Source organism: Lachnospiraceae bacterium oral taxon 500 (genome assembly GCA_002999035.1).
Classification (GTDB): Bacteria; Bacillota; Clostridia; order Lachnospirales; family Vallitaleaceae; genus W11650.
Genome location: CP027241.1, coordinates 3,170,363 through 3,194,784, shown reverse-complemented (window position 1 = coordinate 3,194,784; position 24,422 = coordinate 3,170,363). Strand labels below are relative to the sequence as shown.

The following is a 24,422-nucleotide window of genomic DNA, read 5'->3' as shown; positions in this document are numbered from 1 at the left end:
GCATTCATCAAAGTTTTTTGTCCATCCGTGATAAATGAATGTATTAGCATTTTTATCCGCTTTATTATTCTAAAGCAGGCGAAAGATGGCATGCTATAATCATTGCAAAAAGGAGATAAAGAGGCAATGATTAAGCTATCAGATGAGATTTACAGGGCAATTAAGAAGTTTACCAATCTAAGCAGGGGGGAGTTTAAGCAGCTAACGAGAGAGGTGATGGAAAAATATGAGATAATCCCCAAAAAAGAACAAAAGGAATATCAGTTGTTGGTTTTGCTGGAAAAATTTCTGTTCTCTTTACGGACGGAAAAGAAGTCAGAAAAAACGATTGATGGTTATCGATTGCAGATTACGAAGTTCAGCGAAAGAGTAAATAAGGATATTCGCCGGATAAGTACAGACGACATCCGGGAATACATCAGCTATTTGGTCAATACCAGAAAGAACGCAGATGGTACAATTAATAATTACCTGCATATTTTGCAAAGCTTTTTTAAGTGGTGCATCGTAGAAGGCTATCTTAGCCAAAATCCCATTGCCAGAATAAAAATCAATAATTTTAAACCAAAAAGAAACAGGGTAGGATTAGATGGTGAGAAGCTGGAAGCGGTCAAATATGCTTGCGAGGATTTGCGGGAAAAGCTGATTATTGAATTATATGTTTCTACTGGTTGTCGGTTATCGGAAATTGCAGAGATAGACGTTAAGGATATAAATCAAAAAGAGCGCAGCATTGAGGTAATTGGGAAAGGGAATAAGAAAAGAACTGTATTTTGCAGTGAAAAATGCAAGTTATTAATAGAAGAGTATATGAAAAAAGAAGCAATTACGGATGGAGCGCTGTTACGAAGTAATAAAAAGCCGCATGGGCGGCTAAAGCCATCGGCAATCCAATCTATTATCAAAGAAATTGGCGAAAGAACCAATATTAAGCTATATCCGCACTTGTTGCGGCATACTTTCGCAACAAATAGCCGGAAGCATGGAATGAGTTTGGAAACTATTCAAATCTTGCTTGGCCATGCAAGTATAACAACAACGCAGATATATGCTAAAGAAGATATGGAAAAGATAAAAAACGAGTATAACAGGATAGCATAAAGCATTTTTAATATGTGAGAAGACACGTTGAAGACGTGTCTTCTTGTCATGCTGAGGAAGGAAAAGAGAATGAAAAAACTGTTAATATGCATTGAAGAATTACAAAATGAGAAACCGAAAATGATAGAATCCCGCTTACTGATAGAGAGCGGGGCGGTGAAATGGAAAGTGATAGATAACCCACCAGTGATAGAAGACCGGCCCGGTGAAGTTGGGAAATATGACATTAACGAACAAGGAGAAATCATGGTTCGTTATGAACAGCGGGAAAAAACGGAAGCGGAAAAACTGAAAGAAGAAATCCAAGAAATCAAAAAAGAGCAGCTTGACATGATGGAAGCATTGGCAGAAATGAAGGAAGGCGGTGCGTAAGATGAAAGATAGATTACTTCTATTTCTCATAAAAATACTATTGAGGGAAGGGGGTGAAGAAATGGTGTGGCGTGATATTTATGTGAAATTAATTATCGCGAAGCGGAGAACCATCGACAAAATCAAGGATCCGGCTCTGAAGCAGTTAGTTTTAGAGGATTTGAAAGAACTTGGTTTTGATGGTTACGGCAATCCGCTGCCGGAACTGGCGGAAGAATAAGGCATAATGGCATGGGGCGGCGGCAGCTGCCCCATAGTCAAAAAAGAGGGAGGATTGATACATGGAAGAAACAATCAGAGTGAGCGAGCAAATTTTTGGTGCGCTTCCGTCTAATAGAAGTCCAAAAGATTTTCCGGTTTTGGCGGAAAGCGGAATCACCTTAGAAGTGGCTTATAAGCCGGAGAACATTGAAACCATATTGAATATGGTTATGTATAATCAGCTGCTTTCCGGTAGCTGTGTCGGGCAGGCGCTGGCCAAGGCAAAATCTTTGCTGGAGTATATTCAGAACCCGGACAATATATTTTTGTTCAGCGGCTGGTTTTTATGGATGAACCGGCCAAAGAATATTAGCTACTTGCTGGACACGGAAGGAACATCACTAAAAGATCAGGCCGAAAAGCTGGTCGAGGATGGTGTTTGTTTTCTGGCGCAATATGACTTAAACCCTAAGCAGACAAGTGAGCGCATTTCCTACAAGGACAATAAAGATAAGTTCTATAGGGAAGTACGGCCAGCGCTGTTAAATTCGGCTGCTGGGTACAAGGCAGATAAATACCTTTTTCCAGAAACGGAGTTAGAAATTAAGCAGGCGATTAAAAAGCTTGGGTGTGTCTGTATCTGCATTCCCTTGTATCCATCGTTTAGCTTTGTCCAGAGCAATGGGATTATTCCCAACCCGCAAGACGGTGAAAGCTTAAAGGGCTTTCATACCATGCTAATTTATGGCTGGGACGATAGTAAGGCCGTTTGGTACGGCCATAATTCTTACGGCCGAGGTTGGGGAAAGAACGGCTTTTTCACCATTCGGAAAGATTACCCGATCAAGGAATATGTCGCGATTGCCGATGACAGCTTACTTCATTGGGCGGACAAATATTTTTACTTCCTTTGGAAGAAGGGTGTGACGCTGCATGAACGGAACTTTGACCGGAACATTAGCCGGGGTGAAACAATGGCTATTTTGGCCAGAGTGCTGGCGGGCGGAGATAAGAATGTGTTCCCTGTGATAAACGCTGAACATTGGGCTGACAAGTATTTCAAATATCTTAACAGCCACGGCTGCAAGGTATTTGAAAAGAATTACGACAATAAAGTTACACGCGGCGAGTTTATGACTTTGCTTTACCGAATGCTTAACAAAAATGACGCGACTGACGTGCTGCCGAAAAAGGGCGGACATTGGGCGGAAGCGTATTTTGAAGCACTGCAAAAAAGAGGAATAACAATCCATGAAAAGCGCTTTGACGACTGTATTACCAGAGGTGAAACAATGGCGCTGGTAAGCCGGGCGTTAGGCTACAAAAAATAGAGAGGATTAGCAATGGGAAATAATGAGTTTCAAGAACTTTGCAAAGAACAAGTTGCAGCATACCATAACGAGCGTTTTGAAACGAAAATTTCAAAAGGAAATGTGTATGTGGTGTGGTTATGCAAGGTATTGCAAAACAATAAAGCGCTGCTAAGTACAACACTTTCGGACGGTATGTATTATGAGGTCACTCATAATGAGGACAAAAAGGAATTGTACTTTGACGCGTACAAGAAACAGGAAAATATCAAGATTGACTTATAGGAGGCAATATTGAAAAGAATTGTACTTGATATCGGCCATGGGCAAAATACTTTTCCGCCTTCAAAAGGCGTTTATTTTGACGGGGAGTCTTTGACAGGAAGACCGACAAGCAAATGGTTTGAAGAATACGACTTTAATTCAAAAGTTGCTATACTAGCAAGAGAAAAATTAAAAGAATATGACATTGAAGTTTTGTTTACGCAACAGCCGAGTGCAGATGATGTACCACTTAATGCAAGAATTAATATGGCGAACAAATGGCATAAAGAACAAGCAATTAATCTGCTGGTTTCAATTCATGCCAACGCTCATTATCCAGGAAGTTCCGCGAAAGGGTATGAGTCGTATTACTGGCAAGGTGACGAAGCGGGGGAAAAATTTTGCGGGTTGTGGCACAGATGCATGAAAAACACTGGAATGGTTGACCGAGGGATTAAAGTATCAAGCAATTTAAAAAATGCTTGGTATATCATCAGAAAAAGCCCTTGTACAGCAGTTTTGTTAGAACATTTCTTTTACACTAACTATGCCGAATTGATAAAATTTACAAAACCGGAATGGATTGAGGTTTTGGCAGACAATCTTGTAAATGCAATCATTGAATATTTCAAACTGAGTAGGAATGAGAAAAAAAAGAACACCCTAACAGTTAATATTAACGGCATTGAAAAAGAAATGGATTTTATTGTAAAGGATAACAGGAACTTTGTATCCATTCGGGAAATTGCCGAAAGCTTAGGGGCCGCCGTGGAATGGGACAATGTAAATAAAAAAGTATTAATCAGCAAATGAGGAGGTAAAAATTATGAAAATTGATTGGAAAAGAAAATTAACAAGCAGAAAGTTTTGGCTATCGGTTGCGGGATTTGTAACTTTAGTTATGATCGCATTAGGTCAAGACAAAAGCCAAGCGGAACAAATTGCTGCAATTATTATGGCAGGGGCAACAGTGGTAGGATATACCCTTGGTGAGGGGCTGGCAGACAGCAGACCGATTGAACCAGAAGAATAATTCAAGGGTAGAAAAACGAAAAGGGGTATTGCGAAATATCCCTTTTAAAAGCGTTTAAATGGTATTAAAATAATAGTTAGACAGCATAGGAGGACTGGAATATGAATAGTTTTATTAGTTGGATTGGCGGGAAGAAGTTATTAAGAAAGCAGATAATAAGTCAGTTTCCCAAGGAAATGGATAGGTACATAGAGGTATTTGGAGGAGCGGGCTGGGTTTTATTTGGAAAGGCAAAAGGCCGTGAATTAGAAGTGTTTAATGATATTGATGGAGAGTTGATCAATCTATATCGCTGTGTAAAGTATCATTGTAAGGCGTTGCAGGAAGAATTGGCATATTCTTTATCATCAAGAGAAATCTTTTATACGGATAAGGAACGAATAAGGGTAAAAGGAACAACAGATATTCAAAGGGCTGCGGCCTATTTTAGACTAATAAGGACAAGCTTTGGCTCAGATAGAAGAAGTTTTAATACGAGTTCCAGAAGACTATCCGATAAAATTGAGTATCTATCAGAAATTAGCCAAAGATTGGAATCTGTAGTGATTGAAAATAAGGATTTTCAAAATTTAATTGAAGTTTATGACAGAAAAAATGCGTTGTTTTATCTTGATCCACCCTATTACAAAAGTGAAAAATATTATGATGAGGAATTCGGGGAACACGACCATATAAGATTGTTTGAAACGCTTAAAAAGATAAAAGGGAAATGGATTCTTTCCTATAATAATCATGATAGGATTAAAGAAATATACCGGGAGTTTCAAATCGTAGAAATAAACAGGTTCAATAACCTGTCTAACAAAAATAGGGAATATAAGGAGTTGCTTATCAAGAATTATTAAAGTGTATTTTTTTTATGATATAAATAACCAATAAAGTTATATTATAACAAAAACACATTTTAAATATCACAAAATGATATCATCATTTGGTAGGAGGTACTAAGTGATGATAAAGATACATCTATCAAAGCTGCTTGGAGAAAGGAAGATGAGCCAAAAAGAACTTGCGCAGCTAACCGGAATAAGGCCAAATACAATTTCGGAATATTATCATGAGTTGACGGGAAAATTTGAGCAGCTGGATTTGATATGTGAAGCGTTAAATTGCAGTGTAAGCGACATTCTTGAGTATATTCCAAATCAGCAAAAAAGGACTGGTGAGCATAGGATTATTGAGCAGCACGGCAACAGAAAGAGCATAGAAAAATGACTGAAATTTCTTCTATGCTCTTTTTTATTTTGCGTGTCAGATTTTTTTGATTTGCGCGTCAAGCAACATCTTGTTTGGCAGATTTTATCTGGAGAGTGACATGCTGTTCTTCCGCTTATTGGCGGGTGTTGGCTTGGGCTATGCTTTGAGCAGAGGCTATACCGGTTTTGCCGGCAGTGTCAACAGAGCATATCAAACCGGTTCAACCAGATTGATGCGAACCATGACTTTTATGTTCTTTTTGACAGCTTTGTTTTCGGTAGCGGTTTTATTCAATGCAGATGCAAAGACTTTTGATTTATGGGTTAATCCGATTAACCTTGGCTTGATTTTGGGCGGACTGTTTTTCGGCTTTGGTATGGTCTTTTCGTCCTGCTGTGCCTCCGGTGTATTGACGGATGTGGTGACAGCCATGCCGAGAGGACTGATTACTTTACTGTTCTTTGGGGCCGGTGTATTTGTAGGATTTCCTTTACAGGAAAGTGCGTCATGGATTAAAGAATCCTGGATTAGCACGGAGACAGGAAAAGAATTGGGCGGCGGCGTGTACTTCCCGGATTTATTTAAAGGCGACGGTCTGCAGGGCTATCTGGGTTCGGTTCTGTTAACGGCATTGCTGTGCGGAATTGTTATCTTTTTAGCATATAAATATGAACAACACCGGAAGAAACAAAATACATATTCCGGTCATTTCATGGAAAATATTCAGGAAAAGGACAGACAAAAACCGGAAGCAGATACCAAGGATTACAAGTTCTGGTCGGAAGAAACATATAATCGTTTGTTTGCAAACCCGTGGTCATTGATGACAGCGGCACTGGTGATAACCGGTATCTTCGTGATTTTGATGGGCGTTACCAAAGCCGGCTGGGGTGCAAGTACACCTTATGGATTCTGGTTCGGTAAGTTCCTGATGCTTTTTGGCGTCAGTCCGGAAACTTTGGCGGCATTTACATTGAAACCTGAGAAACCGTTTATTATGCCGTTCTTTAGTCATCCGATTAATGTGCAAAACTTCGGCATCATGATGGGTACCGTGCTGTACTTATTGTCGGCAAGCGTCCTTGGCAAAACTTTTCGCTCTGCCTGGAACATCAATGTCAAGCAGGGAGTATTCTATGCAATTGGTGGATTTTTGATGGGCTTTGGTACCAGAATGTCCAATGGCTGTAATGTTGGTGCTTTATATACCCCGATTGCCAACTTTTCGTTATCCGGCTGGGTTTTCTTTATCTTCCTTGTAGCCGGCGGTATTTTGGGCAATATGGTAGCAAAGAAAGTAAAGTTATAAGAAAAAGCAGTGTTTGGGCAGGCCCGGTCTATCAAAAGCGGCTACCAACGCGGGGAAAACATCAGATTTAACACTTGACAAAAGACTGAAAAAAATGGTATAGTGTGAATCAAAGAGAATCAGAGTATCGTTGTTGAATATGTTTTAACAGCTAAGGGCCAAGCGGTGCGAACGCTTGGCTTTTTGCTTCAATTTGCTTTAAACCGGATTTGCCTTGCATTGGCGCAGGCATCCGCTTTTGGACGTATGGTTACGGCAAGCGTGATGAAAGCTTGGATTTTCCAGGAGAAATGCCGAAATATTTCGGCAGATGGCAGTTGATGTGTTGACGAAACTATTACATTAGGAAGCAGTAAAATGGAAAAACAAAAAGCAATTGATTTAGTAATAAAATTACTTCAGGCACAGGGGCTGAAAAAGACCCGCTTGAACTTGGAGACCAAAGCCGAAACTGACTTGGTTTTTGTGGATTTGCGCAAAAGCAGCCTGTATCTGGTGGATATCAGCCCGAAGATGCGGACGGCGGAGGAAGCCGCCGACAGGCGGGAAACCTTGCTGGAAGTTATGAAAAAGGGAATGATTGCCGCTGACCGGGTTTTCCTGTTGTATCTTATTTTGGACAAGCCCGGCGGCGAACTGCCTTTGCCGAATTTGGAAAGCGACATCATTGAAATTTACTGGTATCTGGATGCGGATAAGGAAAAGCTGATGATTCCCGGCGGGCAAATGACTTCCTTTTTGGAACTGGAAAGGACTTTGCCGGAAGCATTGGTATCGCAGACGGTAGAAGATTATGTGATGCAACGTCCCAGACGGTACCCTTATCTGACCTATGCTTTGATTGCGCTTAATATTTTGATTTGGCTGTGGCAGGAGGCGTCCGGCGGCTCGGAGCAGACAGAGGTGCTGCTGCGGATGGGGGCAATGAATCCGCTGCTGATTTTAAGCGGCGAGTGGTACCGGCTGCTGACGGCGGTATTTTTGCATATCGGCTGGCTGCATTTGCTGATGAATCTGGCGGGGCTCTTTATTTTCGGTAGCCGGCTGGAAAGGAAGATATCGGCCGGAGAAATGGCGCTTATTTATCTGGGTGGCGGAATCATCGGCAATTTGGCCAGCCTTTTGTATCACTGGCTGGGGCAGGATTATCAGGTCATCGGCGCGGGTGCCAGCGGCGGGATTTACGCACTGATGGGGGCGCTCCTGACGGTTACTTATTTAACCAAAAAAAGAGCCGGCGGACTGGATGCTTATGCGATTTTTCTTTATTTTATCATTGGCTTGGCGGCCGGGGCGGCCAATATGCAGATTGATTTAGCGGCTCATTTGGGCGGTTTTGTACTGGGATTTTTGTTGGCGGTGCCGTTTACCCAAAGGCGGAAAGTACAACTGAACGACGAAAACGACGAAAATGGAGAGAGGTATGAATAAAAGGGAGATACAGGCTTATGGAGAATGGCAGCAGGAATTGACCGGCATCAGTACATTTGACGAAAAATGGCAGGCAGTCCCGGCGGCGGTTATGCTGATTACGGAAAACGTGGAAGAAATAGAAGGTTTAAAAACCGACGGCCGGATGAAAGAGTTGCTGCTTACCTTACAACAGAAAGCAGATGCTGTTTTTTTCGGGGCCTGGCGCACCGATGCGGCGCTGCCATCGGCGGATGATTTATCGGAAAAAGCACGGGGGGAATTAACCGTGGCACTGCACCGGGAAATTAGCCGGGTTCGGCCCAAACTGATTATCAGTTTTGGCGATTTTCTGTTAAAAACCTTGACCAAGCGCTTGGATTTCCAAATTGATTTGGCCGAGGATCAGCTGTATATGATTGATTTGGCGGGGCATAGTTATTGCCTCTACCCCATGCCGGAAGTTTTCCGGCCGGATTGGGAGCAGGCGCTGGATAAGCTGGAACGGATTGATTTTTTGCGGCTGCGCAAGATTTTAAATGAGTTTGTAGCCGCCAGAGCCGGCGAGACGGCCGGCGTTTCGGAAAGCAGGGAAAAGAAAGAAAAACGCGGCGTTTTGCCGGAACTGAGTAAAACCGGAGATAAGAGCGGCAATAAGCGGATGTCGGAGCCGAAAAATGCGGCGGCGGACAGAGCAACCGATAAAACACCGGTGTTGCCGGAGCTGCCGATTGACCGGCAGGCCCGCAAAGCCGGCAAGAAGCTGGTTATTATTGACGCTGACCGGGAAGATACCGCGGCCAGGTATGCCTGCGGCCGGGCGGCCGAGGTCTTTACCGAACTGGGCTTGACGGTCGAAACCTGGAAGCTGGCGGAAACAGCCGATGAGGAAGTGCTGGCGGCACTGACGCAGGCAGCCGGAGCGGTGATTGCGCTGACAGTGGAATGGTACGGGATTGGCAGCCGGCTGCAACGTTTTTTGGAAAGCTGTCATGCGGCCAAGCCAAAAGATATTTTAGCAGAAATGCCGCTGCTGGCGATTGTTTTCAGCCGAGACGGCTATGAGCGGGAGGCGGTGGCTTATCTGACGCAGGCTTGGCGTTTGCTGGGCGGCTGGCCGGAGCAGGAGATTACCGGCGTCTTTGCTGAAGTTTCCGATTTCAGCGAAAACAGATCCGCGCTGGAAGTAATTGAAAAAAAAGCGGAACAGTTTTTCCGCTACGGTTTAAACCAAAGCTATCAGCTGCCGCAGTCAGCAGCGGCCGGGCAAATCGGGCAGCCGCCTCAGGCAGCGGCGGGTATGGCGGCGGAAACGCCGGAGGCGGAGAGCGTGCAAAGGGAAAAGGCCAATGTCAAAGCTTTGTCGCACAAGCTACAGGCTAAGTTAGAGCAAAAGACCAGACAGACGAAGCAAAGTCTGGCGGAATTGATTTTGCAAAATTATGTGGGCGGGAGCGAGCAGGAGTATCGTTTGCAGCTGATGGTCAAAGACAAACCGGCGGAAAACACCTTTGTTTTAATTAAAAAAACAGGGGTTTACGCCTATGCCGGTGAGGAAGAAGCGGTTTTGACAATTTTTGCCGAGGATGAAATCCTGCGCCGCTGCCTGGTGGGCGAGCTGTCCTTTCAAAAGGCTTTTATGACCGGTCAGCTCAGTGCCAAGGGCGAATTAACGCTGCTGTATAAATTAGAGGACTTTTTTCGGGAAACGCATTAATTTGGTTTTCTGATGTTCGTTAGAACTGTTTTTTTACTTGGGGCTCGCCGGATGCTGCGCTTTCGGTTTGGCCGGGCATGCACCGCGCAGAAGCGGGAGCATTTTCCCGGAGAAAAACCAGCGAACCGGCGCCTTGCCAAGGCTTTGAAAATATGTTAGTATAAACTTAAATACAGTTCAGGCAAGGTACTCGTAATTTGCTTTCAGCGAATAGTGAGTGCGGACGCCACGCAAATGGATTTTATGCTTGCTATGCCCTCGGAGAGCGTGCTCTCCAGAGGCATAGCAAGCATAAAATCCGCTTGTCTGAACGGCAACCAACAAGGGAGGATAAAATAAAATGTCGAATTGTTTATTTTGTAAGATTGCCACAGGGGAGATAGGTTCCGCAACGATATTTGAAAACAATGATTTTAAAGTGATTTTGGATCGCTATCCCAGTGGACGCGGACATGCCTTGATTTTAACGAAAGAGCATTTTGACGATTTGTATCAAATGGACGGAGAAACGGCCGGCAAGCTGTTTGCTTTGGCTTCGGTTATGGCCAAGGCGCTGAAGCAGGCAACCGGCTGCGAGGGGATGAATATTTTGCAGAATAACGGCGAAGTGGCCGGACAGACTATCCGGCATTTTCATTTGCATCTGATTCCCAGATATCGGGAAGATGGATTTACCTTGCCGTGGAAAACCAAGGAATATACCGAAAAAGAACTGGAAGAGTTGGCGGCGGAAATCCGAAAACGGATATAGCCGCAGGAAAGAAGCGGGACTTTTCGGCAGATTTCCGTATAGGGAGGAAGTATGAAAAGAGTAATCAGGGAGATGAGAAAGCTTTGGCCTGTATACACACTGGGCGGGCTTTGTCTGCTGATATCGACGGCACTTAATTTTTATAATCCGATGCTGCTGCAGCAGATTTTGGATCAGGTCATTGCCGGCGGTCAGACCGAGCGCTTTCAAAGCCTGGGGCTGATGATTTTGCTGGTAACATTGGGTCGGGCGGTCAGCGGATATTTTAAGGAATTATTGTTTGATCTGGGCGGGCTGAAGCTGGCGGTCGCTTTCCGGCAGCAAATGTTTGACCATATTCAGAGCCTGTCCTATGATTTTTTTGATGAAAAAAATACCGGGGAACTGATGTCCCGGGTCAAGGAGGACGTAGACAATGTTTGGATGGGTGCGTCCTTTGGGTTGTTTTTAACGATAGAAATGATTTTGACCATGGGGCTGGCGGTAGTGCTGATGCTGCGGATTCATGTCGGCCTGACGTTGATGATCGTGCCGGTGCTGCCGCTGCTGGCCTATTTAACGATCGGCCTGAACCGGACGAATGTTAAGGTGTATGAGGATATCAGCGAGCAGACGGCAGCGATGAATACCACTGCCGGCGAAGACATTGCCGGTATCCGGATGGTTAAATCCTTTGCCCGGGAAAAGCATGAAGTAGAAAAGTTTTTAAAGAACAATCAGGAATATTACCGTCTGAATTATAAGCAGGCGCAGGTGTTGTCAAAGTTTTATCCGCCGATTGAGTTTATTATGAATACGCTGCCGGTTTTGTTGATTGTCGTCGGCGGGACTTATGTCATCGGCGGCCGGCTCACGATCGGCGTGCTGGTGGAGTTTTCCATGTATGCTTCGTTGGCGATGTGGCCGATGCGGGTGACCGGCTGGATTGCCACAGTGATGGCACAGGCGGGCTCGTCAGCCGGTAAGATTGAACAGATTTTTGCCTATCAGTCAAAAATTAAAAACCGGCCGGATGGAATCAAAAGCGGCGAGGTTAAGGGCGAGCTGCGATTTGACCATGTCAGTTTGGAGCTGGACGGGATGACGCTGCTGGAAGATATCAGCTTTGAAGTCAAGCCCGGTAAGACGCTGGCGATTATGGGCAGTACCGGATCGGGTAAAAGTCTGATTACCAAGCTTTTGGCCAGGTTTTATGATGCCAGCGGCGGCAGGATTTTGCTGGACGGTGTACCGCTGGCGGACTATGACCTATTCTTTTTGCGGCGGCAGTTTTCTTTTGTCCTGCAAAATGTTTTCTTGTTTTCGGAGAGCATTGCCGAAAATATCAGCTTAGGGCAGGATAAAGTGATGGAGCAGAGAGAGCTGGAGCGCTATGCCAAGGCGGCGATGGCCGATGACTTTATCAGCGGCATGGAAAAGGCTTATGCAACGGTAATCGGTGAAAAAGGGATTGGTTTATCCGGCGGGCAGAAACAAAGAATCAGCATTGCCCGGGCATTTGCCCGCACAAGTCCGGTGCTGGTGCTGGATGATTCAACCTCGGCACTGGATATGGAAACAGAAAAAAATATTCAGCATAATATCGCCGAATACAGTCAGATGACAAAAATCATCGTGGCGCACCGGATTTCGGCGGTCAGGGAAGCCGATGAAATCTTGGTTATGGAGAACGGCCGGGTTCTGGAACGGGGGCGGCATGAGGAACTCCTTGCCTTAAAAGGCCGTTATCATGAGATTTATGAGGAACAAATGGAATTTCTGACCGAGTAAGGGGGTGAGCAAATGGAAGAAATAAGCGGTTACAAACAGGACGAAGCAGTGTCGAAGGTAGCCAAGGCGGTTACTGTTCGGCGCTTGTTTGCGTACATGAAAAAATATAAAAAAGAAGTGGCGCTGGTGCTCTTGCTGATGGCGGTGACGACGGCGGTTACGATGATTAATCCGCTGCTGGTCAAAGCGGCGGTGGATGATTATATTAGCCGGGCTGATGTGGCGGGGCTGCTTCGGCTGCTGGCTCTGGCGGTGGGACTGAACTTGATTCTGGCGGTTTGCCTGCGAGCTCGGATTTTGATTATGGGCAAGGTGTCCAATTATGTGCTGCTGGAAATCCGGCAGGAACTGTATACCCATATTCAAAGTTTGGGTTTTTCTTTCTTTGACAAACGCCCGACCGGCAAGATTTTAGCCCGGGTCATCGGTGATGTCAATTCATTGAAGGAAGTTTTAAATAACGCGGTCGTTACTTTGGTGCCGGAAGTGGTAAATATCTTAGCGGTGCTGGTTATCATGCTGGCGCTCAATATCAGGCTGGCTTTAGCGGGAGTAGCCATGCTGCCGATATTAGCTGCGGGTATGTATGTGGTGGAGATTTTTGCTCATCAGCGTTGGCAGCTGCACCGGCAGAAAAACTCCAATATGAATGCCTTTACCCATGAGGATTTTTCCGGTATAAGCGTGGTGCAGAGCTTTACGGCTGAGGGAAAAACCTCTAAGAACTTTGGCCGGCTGCTGAATGAAGTCAAGGATAGCTTTTTTCAGGCAGCGATTTTAACGGATTTATTTTGGCCGATTGTCCTGCTTTCATCCGGGATTGGTACTTTTTTAATTTTTTACTGGGGGATTCCGCTGGTTCGAAGCGGCGAGGTATCGGTTGGTCTGATGATTGCCTTTATCAGCTATATCCAAATGTTTTGGCTGCCGATTATCAATCTGAGTCAGTTTTATAATCAGCTGACCTCCAATTTGGCGGCGGCCGAGCGGGTCTTTGAAATCTTGGATACCGAGCCGGAGGAAAAAGAGGAAGACACGATACCAATGCCGAAAATAAAGGGCGACATTGCCTTTGAGCATGTTACTTTTTCGTATGATGGTGAAAAAGTGGTGCTGGACGATGTATCCTTTACGGTTGAAAAAGGCGAAACGATTGCGCTGGTCGGGCCGACCGGCGAGGGCAAGACCACAATTATCAATGCTCTGGCCCGGTTTTATGAAATTAAGAGCGGCTGTATTCGAATTGACGGTCAGGATATCCGGCCGGTGTCGCTCTCCAGTCTGCGCTCGCAGATGGGCATTATGACGCAGGATACGGTGCTGTTTACCGGCACGATTGCCGATAATATCCGTTACGGGAAATTAGATGCCAGTCAGGCGGAAATTGAAGAAGCAGCCAAAGCCGTTCAACTCCATGACTTTGTGATGAGTCTGGAAAAGGGCTATGAAACCATGATTAACGATAAGGGTTCCAAGCTCTCGGCTGGACAAAAGCAGCTGATTGCTTTTGCCCGCACGATGATTGCAAGGCCCGCCGTGCTGATTTTGGACGAGGCTACGGCCAGCATTGATACGCATACCGAGCGCTTGATTCAGCAGGGCATTGCCAGTCTTTTAAAAGACCGGACATCCTTTATTGTGGCGCATCGGCTGTCAACCATCAAGCAGGCCAGCCGAATCTTTTTTATTAAGAATCGGCGGATTGCGGAAATGGGCTCACATCAAGAGCTGTTAGACAAAAAGGGCGATTATTATCATTTGTATATGGCGCAGAGAGCATAAAGCAGGCGGGGTTAATGGGAGGAAAAAAATGAGAAAAAGCAAAAGGATTCGGGTGTTATGGGGTCTTTTTTGCTTTTTTTGTCTTTTTTTTGTGACCGGCTGCAGCCGGGAGAACAAAGCGGAGAAGCGCTTGGCCAAGGATGAAACCGTCAGTACCGGATATTTAGAGACGAAATCGGTTCAGCTGCCCTATGTGGGGCTGCTGGAAAATGAGTTTGCGTTTCAGCCCATAGCCGGAACCTCTACACGCATTGAGCCGGCGACTTATCAAAAGGCGGAAGCGCTGTGCGATGCGGCCGGCTTTCGTTTTTGGGCAAGGGGTGACTGGCAGGAGCATTTGTGGCGGATGGAACTGTATCGGGCCGGTGACGGGAGCCTTATTTGGCAGCGGAATGATTTTGCTCTGCATTTTCAGCCGGAAGCGTTAAAGCCCGGTGAATTGTATGTTCTGCGCTTGATTTTGACCAAGGAAATGACGGACTTTTTTTATGATTTGCCGTTTTTTTATCAGGAAAAGACGGAGTATGGCCGGATAGCAGCCGATATTGCCGCCCAGGTCAGGCAGCGGCCGGAGCCGGAAACTTTGATGGGAGAAGTGGCGCTGAAAGTAGAAGAAGCGGCGGTTGACGGCTGGATTCGGGGTCAGGCTAAGGTAACGGCAGCCATTCGCGGGCAGGAAGGGCTTGAGTATTTGGATCATTTTTACAGCTTTACTGCCGACAGCGATGGCAATACTTGGCTGGAAGAAAAACTGCATAGCCGCAAGCGAGGCTTTTATGATAAAGTCAGAAAAAGCCTGGTGCTTTCGGCCGGCGGAGAATGGCACACGTCCGGCGGCCGCTTTGTTCAGATTGAGGACGGTGAGGTATATGCCGGCGATGGGCAGGCACTTTATACCCTGTACCGGCGGGACGCCATTAACGATGATTATTTGACGGATGAGTTCAGTCCGCTCCGGTTCAGGCATATCGGCTGGCAGGATCAAAAATATTATTTTTTGGGTTATGGCACCTTTGCCGGAGATGTGCCGGCTTTAGGCAACCGCAGAGGAATTGCGTTTTTTGAATGGAACGGCCGGACGCTGCAAACCATTGCCTTTGCCGAAATACCGGATGCGGAGCTGGCAGTCTATGCCGATAGTCAGATTTTTACGGATGAGGCCGGAGCGGAGGCTTATTGGCTGCGGCCGGGCGGATATTTTATTTTGAACCTGCCGGAGCATACATTCAGTAAACGGCAAATTCCGCTGCACAGCCGTTTTGACCGGGAGCAGGCTTTGGTCTGCTGGCAGGCGCAGGAGGACAAAAAAAATCAGGCGGTACTGTGGACGAGCTTGCGGCAGCCGGAAATTTATACGATTTATCAGGAAGATAAAAACCTGAAACTGTTGGCAGTCGGGCAAAAAGGAATTTATATCGGCGAATACAATGTGACGGACAGTTTGGAATATCTTGACCGCCGGGTCGTTTATCCGCTCCGCCGGGTGATACTCTATTCGCCGGAGGGGCAGGAGTTGGCCGGTTTGCAGGCGCCGGCGGGGAGCTACTTCGGTGTGCCTGAGTTTACCGGTGCCGACAGCGGTGTTTTGCCGGTGCTGCAAAAAAGAACGAGCAGTGCGGCGCGGCCGGGCGAGGTGCGGGTGGACTATCTGCAAACTGCCGGCCAAAGCTTTGATTTCAGTGCTTTGGCATCCAAAACAAAGGACAAGGCAGTGCCGCCGGCGACCGAGCAGCTGCCGGGCAAGGCTGATGATTTTTACGGCTGGCCGCTGCGTCTGGTCAGCGGTACGGTTCAAAAAGCGGAAACGGGCAAGGGCAAGATTGCGGTGCTGGATTGGCGCGATGTTTTTGCGGGCAGCGGATACTTTGCTCAGGCTGGTGCGGACAGGATTTTTGCCGAAGATTTACGGGCGGCATTGCTCCAAGCGCAGACGATGCCGGCTTATCAGATTTATTATCAAAACGAGGCAAAAAAATCGAAAAAATTATATGACAGCGACTGGCTGACCGAAAGTGCGCGGATTAGCGGTTTTTCAACGGTTTGTCAGCTGCCGGAGCTTCCCCGGGGCTGTGAAGTCACGGCGCTGTCTATGCTGCTGGGCTATTATGACCCGGCACTGCCGGACCGCTTTGCGCTGGCGGATGAACTCCTGGAGTACGGTCGTTCTTTTCAGCCGGCGTCGGCCTATCAGGTGGATATGAAGGAGGCGTTTGCCGGTTCGATCCATGACGCTAAGGCGGCTGGACTGGGGGTTTATATTGAACCGATTTCGGTACTGGCCCGCCGCTATTTGGGCAGCCGGGCCCAAAATATTACCGGTGCTTCGCTGACGCAGATTTTGACCTTTGTCAGTCACGGTCAGCCGGTGCAGATCATCAGTTCGAATATGGCGGCGGTGCCGGATGCGCTTAAAATTTCATGGCAGACGGAAAACGGCTATATGGAAATTACCTACCGGGAACACAGCGTGGTGGTGGTTGGCTTTGACGGCGCTTTTATTTATTATGCCGATCCTTTGACCGGTCGGGTGGAAAAAAGCCCAAGGGCAAGCTTTGAAGCCGGATATGCAGCGTTTGGCCGGCAGGCGCTGGTGATTACCGAGTAAGTTGACAAGGCCCGGATTTTTAGTTATACTGCATAGAGAAGGAACCATCAGCCTGAGCGAGGCAGCCAGTACTTGATACCCTTATGACGATCGGCCAAATGGGAGGATGGGAATGTATGATGTTATTATTATCGGTGCGGGGGCGGCAGGAGTGTTTGCGGCTTACGAATTGGCCCGGGCAGAAAAGCCGCTTAAGGTTTTAATGATTGAAAAAGGGCTTTCTTTGGCTGACCGGATTGCTGCCGGAGAAAGCAGAGCCAAGGGAGATAAAACCTTGGGCAGCCGCTATAATGTAATGGAAGGCTTTTTTGGCGCGGGCGGTTTTTCCGACGGCAAATATAACATCACTACCAGTTTTGGCGGTGATCTGCACAGCTATATCGGCGTCGGCAAAGCAATGGAGCTGATGTGGGAGGTTGACGCGATCAATATGCGGATGGGTGGAGCAGATGCCAAGCTCTATTCTACTTCGACCGGCGATTTAAAGGCCAGAGCCCTGCGGCATGATTTGCATTTGCTGGATGCACAGGTGCGGCATTTGGGGACGGACCGTAATCTGGTCATTGCCGGTAATATGTACCGGGCAATTCGGGACCGGATTGAGATTCGTTTTGAAACGCCGGCGCTGGATGTAAAGAAAAAAGACGGTTTTTTTGAAGTGGTGACGGAACGGGAAAGTTTTACAGCGGCCAAAGTGATTGTGGCTACCGGCCGGGTCGGTTCCCGCTGGGTCAATCGCTTGTGTGAAAGCTTTGGTATTCAGACGGAAAACAATCGGGTTGACATCGGTGTGCGGGTAGAACTGCCGGCCTTGATTTTTAAGGATATTACCGACGAGGTTTATGAAAGCAAAATTGTTTATAAAACCTCTAAATATAATGATCAGGTCAGAACTTTTTGTATGAATCCGTATGGAGAAGTAGTAACGGAAAATTACGGCGATATTTTGACGGTCAACGGTCATAGCTATGCCGATTCGGCCAGACATACGGAAAATACCAATTTTGCGCTGCTGGTGTCAAATCATTTTACCAAGCCCTTTAAAGACAGTAATGAATACGGCGCGTCCATTGCTCGGCTCAGTAATATGCTGGGCGGCGGGGTGCTGGTTCAGCGGTTTGGCGATTTAGAGCGGGGTCGGCGGAGCAATGAGCACCGGATGCGCCAATGTTTTACCCGGCCGACTTTGGATGCTACGCCCGGCGATTTGAGCTTAGTTATTCCCAAAAGGCAGCTGGACGGAATTATTGACATGATTTATGCGCTGGATAAGATTGCTCCCGGTACGGCCAATGAGGACACCTTGCTTTACGGAGTGGAAGTCAAGTTTTACAACTGCCGGGTGGCGGTGGATGAGCATTTGGAAACCAGCGTCAAGGGGCTTTATGTTTTGGGTGATACCTCGGGCGTGACACATTCGCTTTCCCAGGCGGCGGCCAGCGGACTGTTTGTGGCCAGAGAATTAATAGAACAGAAAGGCGAAAGTTTTGAATAGGATTGAGATACCGCCTGTGGTAGCCGAGGTGCTGGAGATTTTGCAGGCCAGCGGTGAGCAGGCTTATATTGTCGGCGGCTGCGTCCGGGACAGCATCATGGGGCAGGTGCCGAAAGATTGGGATATTACCACCTCAGCACGGCCGCTGCGGGTTAAGCAGCTTTTTCCGCGAACGGTTGATACCGGCATTAAGCATGGCACTGTTACGGTGCTGCACCGGCGGGAGGCCGTTGAGGTTACAACTTTTCGGGTTGACGGTCAATACGAAGACCATCGCCACCCCAAAGCGGTTAGTTTTAGCGAATCGTTAAAAGAGGATGTGGCCCGGCGGGATTTTACGGTTAACGCCATGGCCTATTCACCGCAGCGGGGAGTGATTGACTATTTTGGTGGTCAGGATGATTTAAAAAAGGGTCTGATTCGCTGTGTCGGTCGGGCGGAAGAGCGATTTGAGGAAGATGCGCTCCGGATGCTCCGGGCGGTTCGTTTTGCGGCGGCACTGAACTTTAAGATTGAAGCGGCTACAGCGGAGGCGATTCGGCAGAAAAAGGAACTGCTTCGGGCAGTCAGTCAGGAAAGGATTCGGGTGGAGTTTGTTAAAACCTTAGCCAGCAATCATCCTGAATATTTGTCTTATTTTGTCCGCTACGGCTTGGCGGCTTATTTTATCCCCGAGCCGGAACTACCGGCCGAGGAAAACGCTGTTTTCTATAATCGGCTGAAAGCACTGATGCCGGAGGGAATGGCCCGGCTGGCTTATTTATTCTGCGGCGGTGAAAAAAAACTGCCGGCTCAGGACGTAAAACGGATTTTACGCCGTTTGACCTTTGATAACCGGACAACGGACATCGTGACAGCTGTGGCTGCCAATCGGGATTTGGAAATTTACTTAGAGGATTATTTTTTTCGTTGTCAGCTTTCTCGGCTGGGAGAAGAGGTTTTTACGATTCTGCTGCAATTGGCCGCAGTTGAGGGCCGGTTTTCTCCGGCCGAAACGGAGGCATATTTGGCCAGGGCGCAGCGTCAGCCGGTGCGGATTGCGGATTTGGCAGTGGACGGCCGGGATATTATGGCTTTGGGCATCGGTGAGGGCAGGCAGGTGGGCGAGTGTTTAGACCGGCTTTTACAGATTGTGCTGCGTGACCCGGCGGCAAATACCAGGGAGCGGCTGCTGATGCTGGCAGCGGAAAAGCGGATGGAAAGTTGAGTAAATGATACTATAATATGATTACAGTTCAGGCAAGACATTTGTAATTCCTTGAAATGAATTTCGCCGAATATGATGTTAAGCAAATAGGTATTTATACATGATACTGTCTGTGAAAGCGAGTTTTTCCGAGCGGTATCAAACAGAAATACAGCTTGCCGGACTGTAACAAACTATCAGGAAGGAGAATATCATGGCGCAAAAAGCAGAGAAAACTATTTTGTTTGTTACCTCAGAAAGCGGACCGTATAAAGCTTCGGGTGGGTTGGCTGATGTCGCTGAGGCTCTGCCGGTGGCATTTCGAAAGCAAAATGTCAATATGGTCAGGGTCATGCCCAAATACCGGGGAATTGAGGAAAAATATCAGCTGACAAAGCTCCATGAGTTTATCGTTGAGATTACCAACCGGCCGATGGTAGCTGCGGTGTACCAGCATGAGTTGGATGGAATCAAAACGTATTTTATCGGCAATGCCCCTTTTTTTGAAAGGGAAAAGCTGTACGGCTATGAGGATGACAGCGTTCGCTTTGGCTTTTTCAGCAAGGCGGTAGTGGAAATGCTGATTTCAATCGGGTTAAAGCCGGACGTTATTCATGCCAATGACTGGCAGACGGCACTGATTGGCATTTTTTTGAAGCAGGACTACGCGACGCTGGATTTTTATCGGGATATTAAAATGGTGTTTACCATTCACAATTTGCAGTATCAGGGTGTATTTGAGCGGGATGTGCTGGAGAAACTGAATCTGTCGCCAAAATATTTTAACAGTGAAGCGGTTGAGTATTACGGCAAGGTTTGCTTTATGAAAGCGGGAATCGTTTATTCCAATGCCATTACGACGGTCAGTCAAACCTATGCCAAGGAAATTCAGACACCGGAGTTCGGCTATGGACTGGATGGGCTGCTGCGTAAATATTCGCATAAGATTTACGGTATCATCAACGGGATTTATTATGATAAGTATGACCCGGCCAATGATGAAGCGCTGGCATTTCAGTTTGATGCCAAGAATTATAAAAAAGAAAGAAGTAAACAGCAGAAAGCTTTTCGCGAGCAGATTGGTCTGGCGCCGTCGGCTGAGCCGATGCTGGGCGTGGTCACAAGGCTCGCCGAGCAAAAGGGAATCGACCTGATTTTGGCGGCCATGAAGAAACTGGCCAGAGAAGGCGTTCAGTTTGTGATTTTGGGTTCGGGCGAAACCTATTATGAAGCGGCTTTAAAGGACATGGCCAATCAATATCCCGGCCAGATTGTAGTGATTACCGAGTTTAATCCGGCGGTTGCCCGGCAGATTTATGGTTCGGTTGATATGTTTTTAATGCCGTCGCTGTTTGAGCCCTGCGGTCTGTCGCAGATGTATAGCCTGCGCTACGGTGCGGTGCCGATTGTCCGTAATACCGGCGGCCTCAGCGATACCATTATCGGCTATGAGGATGATCCGGAACGAGCCACCGGCTTTCGTTTTTCCAATTATTTTTCCAATGATTTTATTGAGGCGATCCGGCGGGCGATTGGCTGCTTTAAGGAGCCGAAAGTATGGAATGAGATTATGCAGCGGGGCATGGCAACCCGATTTTCCTGGGATGGCAGTGCCAAAGAATATTTGGCCTTGTACCAGAGTATCTTAAAGGAAGATGAACACTAAGAACGGAGAAAACAGTGAAGAGAGTATTGACGGCAGCAGCGGCGGGAATTGCGCTGTTGCTTTTGGCCGCTTATATTTTTTATATCCGGCCGCATTATTATTTGTTTAACGGCGGAAAGATTGAGTTTGCACCGGAGCTTCGGCAGGAATTGATTCAGGGACAGTATTTGCAAATTTTGCCCTATGAGGACGCGCTGTATTTCTGCAGTCGGGAGGGCTTGGAAAAAAGAAACTTGGACGGCAGCAGCCAGTGGACGAAGCCTTTTCAAATGCTGGCTCCTCTGCTGAAGCAGGCGGGCGATTATCTGGTGGTAGCCGATATTTTGGGGCATGATGCTTTGTTGTTTGATAAGAATGGTTTTTTGGCCGGTATCCGGGAAAACTTTCCGATTGTCAGTGCCTGGCTGAGTGAAGGCGGACAGTTGGTTTTGGTTCTGGAAGCGGATTTGGAAAACAAGATTAAGGTTTACAGCCGGGAAGGCGTGCCGCTGATTGAGCGGGGTTCGGTTTTAAGGCAGGACGGTTATCCGGTTGCGGCGGCATTATCCGGCGATGGCCTCAATCTGACGACTTCCTATGTGGACGCTTTAAATGGCGGTATTCACTCTCAAATCACCATGTTTGGCTTTGCTGATTATCATGAGGATTTGGATGAATTTATCCTTCGGGCGGATGCCTATGAGGGGGAATTGATGCCGGAGCTGCATTATTTCGGTCAGAAAATGCTGTGGGTGATCGGCAATCGTTCGGCTTATCTGTATCCGATGTCGGGCAGCAAAGAGCTTTACTCTGCGCCTTTAAAGCTTGATGTGGACGGCGACCTCTTGGCGGTGTATTATACCAAAAACGAAACATTGCTCTATACTGATACCAAGGAAATCGGTGAGCGCCGTTACCGGCTAAAGGTGTATCGCATGGGCGGTGAGCTGATTCAGGAACTGTTCTTTGCCCAGGAGCCCAATTTAATCAGCGCTCAGGCGGATGAGTATTTTGTGGCCGATCAGGAAAAAATTACCAAGTATCGGGGCAGCCGGATGATTTGGCAGTATCCCTTTCATGAGCGGCTGGATGCTTTTTATGAAGTCGCGTCTGACCGCTATTTGCTGATTCAGCCAATGAGTTATACCGTTTGGGAAAAAACGGAGTTGGACTAAAGCCGGCGGAACGGCGGATGTTGAAAACAGCTGCGGTATCATTCCGACGGCAGTTTAATTTTTATGTAAGAGAGGGAATAAATAATGATAAATATGGCAGATTTGGTGGTAATAGCGGTGCTGCTTTTGGGGATTGGATTGGGAGCGGCGCTGGGAGCGATTCGGATGGTGCTTTCGCTTTTATCTTCTTTTGCGGCGGTAGTAGCGGCCTTCTTTGTTCAGCCTATATTGCTGCCCTTACTGAATCGATATACCTCCCTGTATGACACTTTGCTGAAGCTGATTTTACGCAATGTTGATTTGGCAGCGGTGGCGGAAAAACTGACCGATCCGTCGGCGGCACCGGCCGGCCCGGAAATCAGTCCGCAGATATTGGCACTTTTGGGCAAGAAATTAGGCAGGACCGGGGTACTGGAGAATGCCCGAATGCAGATCGGACAGAACCTGGCAGGAATTGCTATGCAGATTTTATCGTTTTTTATCGGCTTTGTGCTGATTTTGATTTTATTTGCTCTGATTAGCCGGCTGCTTTCCGGCGTGGCCAGACTCCCGATTATCCGGCAGCTGAATAAGGCGGTCGGAGCGGTATTAGGGGGGATTTTCAGCGTACTGCTGATGTGGCTGGGGATGCTGTTTTTGAATTACTGGTTCAGCACCGGCCAGCATTTGGAGATTTTGATACTGATCCGGCAGTCGGTGGCGGCGAAATATTTGTATCAATATAATTTTTTGGTGTATTATTTGTTGCTGGTGCAATAAAGGAAGGAAAGGATGTATATTATGGCAAATACGAATATCAATATTAGCATGGACAGCGATTTAAAACAGCAGTTTGAGCTATTTTGTGAAGATATGGGGATGACGATGTCAACCGCTTTTAATATCTATGCTAGAAAAGTTGTGCGTGAATACAGGATACCCTTTGAAATCGGGGGGGAAATACCGAATCTAGAAACGAGAGAAGCAATCAAAAACGCAAGAGCCGGAATTGGTATGAGTCAGGCTTTTTCTACGGTAGAAGAATTGATGGAAGATTTAAATGCTGAAGATTAAGTATCAAGCTAGTTTTAAGAAAGATTATAAGCGGATCGTAAAACGAGGATATGATGTCAATTTATTGGAAATAGTAATTAGGCTTTTAGCTAATCAGAAGCCTTTGCCTGAGAAATATCGTGACCATGGTTTATCGGGTAGGTATACAGGTTGCCGGGAATGTCATATAACTCCAGATTGGCTGTTGATTTATGAAATAAATGAAGATGAGTTGCTTTTATATTTAACTCGGACAGGCTCTCATAGTGATTTATTTTAGTAAGAAGGTCGAACAATGAGCGGTATAATTGTGGAAATAAATAAACTGGAAAAAGAATATCAGGGTTTAAAAGTCTTAGCCGGTCTTGATTTTACCCTGAAAAAGGGCGAGATTGTCTGTTTGCTCGGTCCGTCGGGAGCGGGAAAGACAACACTGCTCAATATTATGGCGGGTTTAAGTGCGCCATCGGCGGGAAGTTGTCGGGTTTTCGGCAAGTTGTCCTATGTTTTTCAGGAAGATCGGCTTTTGCCCTGGAAAAATGTCTTGGAAAATGTGATGTTTCCGGGCGGCAAACCGGACGCCCAGAAAGCCAAGGCGATTCTTGAAAAACTGGGCTTAATTGATTTTGTGAACTATTATCCGGCGCAGTTAAGTGGCGGTATGCGTCAGCGGGCGGCGATTGCCCGGGCATTTTATGCCGGGGGCGATTTGCTGCTGATGGACGAGCCGTTTCAGTCGCTGGATATGGAACTTAGATTGCGTCTGATTAAGGAATTGATTGGATTATGGGAGGTGAGAAGGAATACCATTTTTTTTGTGACCCACAATTTAGAGGAAGCGATTCTGCTGGGGCATCGGATACTGGTTTTATCAGCTGCACCGGCCAGGGTTAAAAAGGAGTTTACGGTTTCGCAAGATCCGTCGGAACGCTTATTAGAGGAATATAAGGGGCTAAAAAAGGAGATAGAAGCGGAGTTTATACTGGAATAAGAGTTTTGTCCGCGCCGCGGGGGAAAAAACGGCTGATAAGGCTTGCATCCGCGGCCGAGGCAAAGTTTACGCAACG

At 46.9% G+C, this 24,422-nt stretch carries 23 protein-coding genes; all 23 read left to right on the top strand.

The window, feature by feature from the left end:
* The first annotated feature begins 126 nt into the window (after window positions 1-126).
* Entirely contained in the window at window positions 127-1,101 is a 975-nt protein-coding gene (locus C3V36_14585; GenBank protein AVM70365.1) for a hypothetical protein, read from the top strand.
* A gap of 69 nt (window positions 1,102-1,170) precedes the next feature.
* On the top strand, window positions 1,171-1,473 hold the full coding sequence (locus C3V36_14580) for a hypothetical protein (GenBank protein AVM70364.1): 303 nt from the start codon (window positions 1,171-1,173) through the stop codon (window positions 1,471-1,473).
* A gap of 281 nt (window positions 1,474-1,754) precedes the next feature.
* On the top strand, window positions 1,755-3,005 hold the full coding sequence (locus C3V36_14575; protein AVM70363.1) for a hypothetical protein: 1,251 nt from the start codon (window positions 1,755-1,757) through the stop codon (window positions 3,003-3,005).
* Window positions 3,006-3,017: 12 nt separating this feature from the next.
* Window positions 3,018-3,269, top strand: a complete 252-nt coding sequence (locus tag C3V36_14570; protein AVM70362.1) for a hypothetical protein — start codon at window positions 3,018-3,020, stop codon at window positions 3,267-3,269.
* 675 nt (window positions 3,270-3,944) lie between these two features.
* Entirely contained in the window at window positions 3,945-4,061 is a 117-nt protein-coding gene (locus C3V36_14565; GenBank protein AVM70582.1) for a hypothetical protein, read from the top strand.
* 10 nt (window positions 4,062-4,071) lie between these two features.
* Window positions 4,072-4,281, top strand: a complete 210-nt coding sequence (locus C3V36_14560) for a hypothetical protein (GenBank protein ID AVM70361.1) — start codon at window positions 4,072-4,074, stop codon at window positions 4,279-4,281.
* A gap of 101 nt (window positions 4,282-4,382) precedes the next feature.
* Complete coding sequence (locus C3V36_14555) at window positions 4,383-5,126, top strand: DNA methylase (protein AVM70360.1); 744 nt, start codon at window positions 4,383-4,385, stop codon at window positions 5,124-5,126.
* Window positions 5,127-5,232: 106 nt separating this feature from the next.
* Window positions 5,233-5,496 (top strand): XRE family transcriptional regulator, encoded by a 264-nt coding sequence (locus tag C3V36_14550; GenBank protein AVM70359.1) that lies wholly within the window; start codon window positions 5,233-5,235, stop codon window positions 5,494-5,496.
* Window positions 5,497-5,596: 100 nt separating this feature from the next.
* Window positions 5,597-6,787, top strand: a complete 1,191-nt coding sequence (locus tag C3V36_14545; protein ID AVM70358.1) for a hypothetical protein — start codon at window positions 5,597-5,599, stop codon at window positions 6,785-6,787.
* 357 nt (window positions 6,788-7,144) lie between these two features.
* Window positions 7,145-8,218: a hypothetical protein gene (locus C3V36_14540; GenBank protein AVM70357.1), complete on the top strand. Its 1,074-nt coding sequence runs from the start codon at window positions 7,145-7,147 to the stop codon at window positions 8,216-8,218.
* Window positions 8,211-9,914: a hypothetical protein gene (locus tag C3V36_14535; protein AVM70356.1), complete on the top strand. Its 1,704-nt coding sequence runs from the start codon at window positions 8,211-8,213 to the stop codon at window positions 9,912-9,914. The genes C3V36_14540 and C3V36_14535 overlap by 8 nt, the downstream gene beginning before the upstream one ends.
* A 340-nt stretch (window positions 9,915-10,254) precedes the next feature.
* The gene (locus tag C3V36_14530) at window positions 10,255-10,665 is read left to right on the top strand and encodes an HIT family protein (GenBank protein ID AVM70355.1); all 411 of its coding nucleotides are present in this window, start codon (window positions 10,255-10,257) and stop codon (window positions 10,663-10,665) included.
* A gap of 51 nt (window positions 10,666-10,716) precedes the next feature.
* A complete protein-coding gene (locus C3V36_14525; GenBank protein ID AVM70354.1) occupies window positions 10,717-12,435 on the top strand; it encodes an ABC transporter in 1,719 nt (572 codons plus the stop codon).
* 12 nt (window positions 12,436-12,447) lie between these two features.
* Window positions 12,448-14,217, top strand: a complete 1,770-nt coding sequence (locus tag C3V36_14520; protein AVM70353.1) for a multidrug ABC transporter ATP-binding protein — start codon at window positions 12,448-12,450, stop codon at window positions 14,215-14,217.
* Between the two features lie 28 nt (window positions 14,218-14,245).
* Window positions 14,246-16,822 (top strand): hypothetical protein, encoded by a 2,577-nt coding sequence (locus C3V36_14515; protein ID AVM70352.1) that lies wholly within the window; start codon window positions 14,246-14,248, stop codon window positions 16,820-16,822.
* Window positions 16,823-16,928: 106 nt separating this feature from the next.
* On the top strand, window positions 16,929-18,317 hold the full coding sequence (locus tag C3V36_14510; GenBank protein ID AVM70351.1) for an FAD-dependent oxidoreductase: 1,389 nt from the start codon (window positions 16,929-16,931) through the stop codon (window positions 18,315-18,317).
* Window positions 18,310-19,524 carry a CCA tRNA nucleotidyltransferase gene (locus tag C3V36_14505; GenBank protein ID AVM70350.1) on the top strand — a complete coding sequence of 405 codons (1,215 nt, stop codon included), beginning with the start codon at window positions 18,310-18,312 and terminating at the stop codon, window positions 19,522-19,524. The genes C3V36_14510 and C3V36_14505 overlap by 8 nt, the downstream gene beginning before the upstream one ends.
* Before the next feature lie 193 nt (window positions 19,525-19,717).
* Window positions 19,718-21,169, top strand: coding sequence for a starch synthase (locus C3V36_14500; GenBank protein ID AVM70349.1), 1,452 nt, complete (start codon window positions 19,718-19,720; stop codon window positions 21,167-21,169).
* A 14-nt stretch (window positions 21,170-21,183) separates the two neighbouring features.
* Complete coding sequence (locus C3V36_14495) at window positions 21,184-22,323, top strand: hypothetical protein (GenBank protein ID AVM70348.1); 1,140 nt, start codon at window positions 21,184-21,186, stop codon at window positions 22,321-22,323.
* Window positions 22,324-22,407: 84 nt separating this feature from the next.
* Window positions 22,408-23,082 carry a hypothetical protein gene (locus C3V36_14490; protein AVM70347.1) on the top strand — a complete coding sequence of 225 codons (675 nt, stop codon included), beginning with the start codon at window positions 22,408-22,410 and terminating at the stop codon, window positions 23,080-23,082.
* A 21-nt stretch (window positions 23,083-23,103) separates the two neighbouring features.
* A complete protein-coding gene (locus tag C3V36_14485) occupies window positions 23,104-23,376 on the top strand; it encodes a type II toxin-antitoxin system antitoxin, RelB/DinJ family (GenBank protein ID AVM70581.1) in 273 nt (90 codons plus the stop codon).
* Window positions 23,363-23,635: a type II toxin-antitoxin system mRNA interferase toxin, RelE/StbE family gene (locus tag C3V36_14480; protein AVM70346.1), complete on the top strand. Its 273-nt coding sequence runs from the start codon at window positions 23,363-23,365 to the stop codon at window positions 23,633-23,635. Before C3V36_14485 ends, C3V36_14480 begins: the two co-directional genes overlap by 14 nt.
* 15 nt (window positions 23,636-23,650) lie before the next feature.
* Complete coding sequence (locus C3V36_14475; GenBank protein ID AVM70345.1) at window positions 23,651-24,346, top strand: ABC transporter ATP-binding protein; 696 nt, start codon at window positions 23,651-23,653, stop codon at window positions 24,344-24,346.
* The last annotated feature ends 76 nt before the right edge of the window (window positions 24,347-24,422 follow it).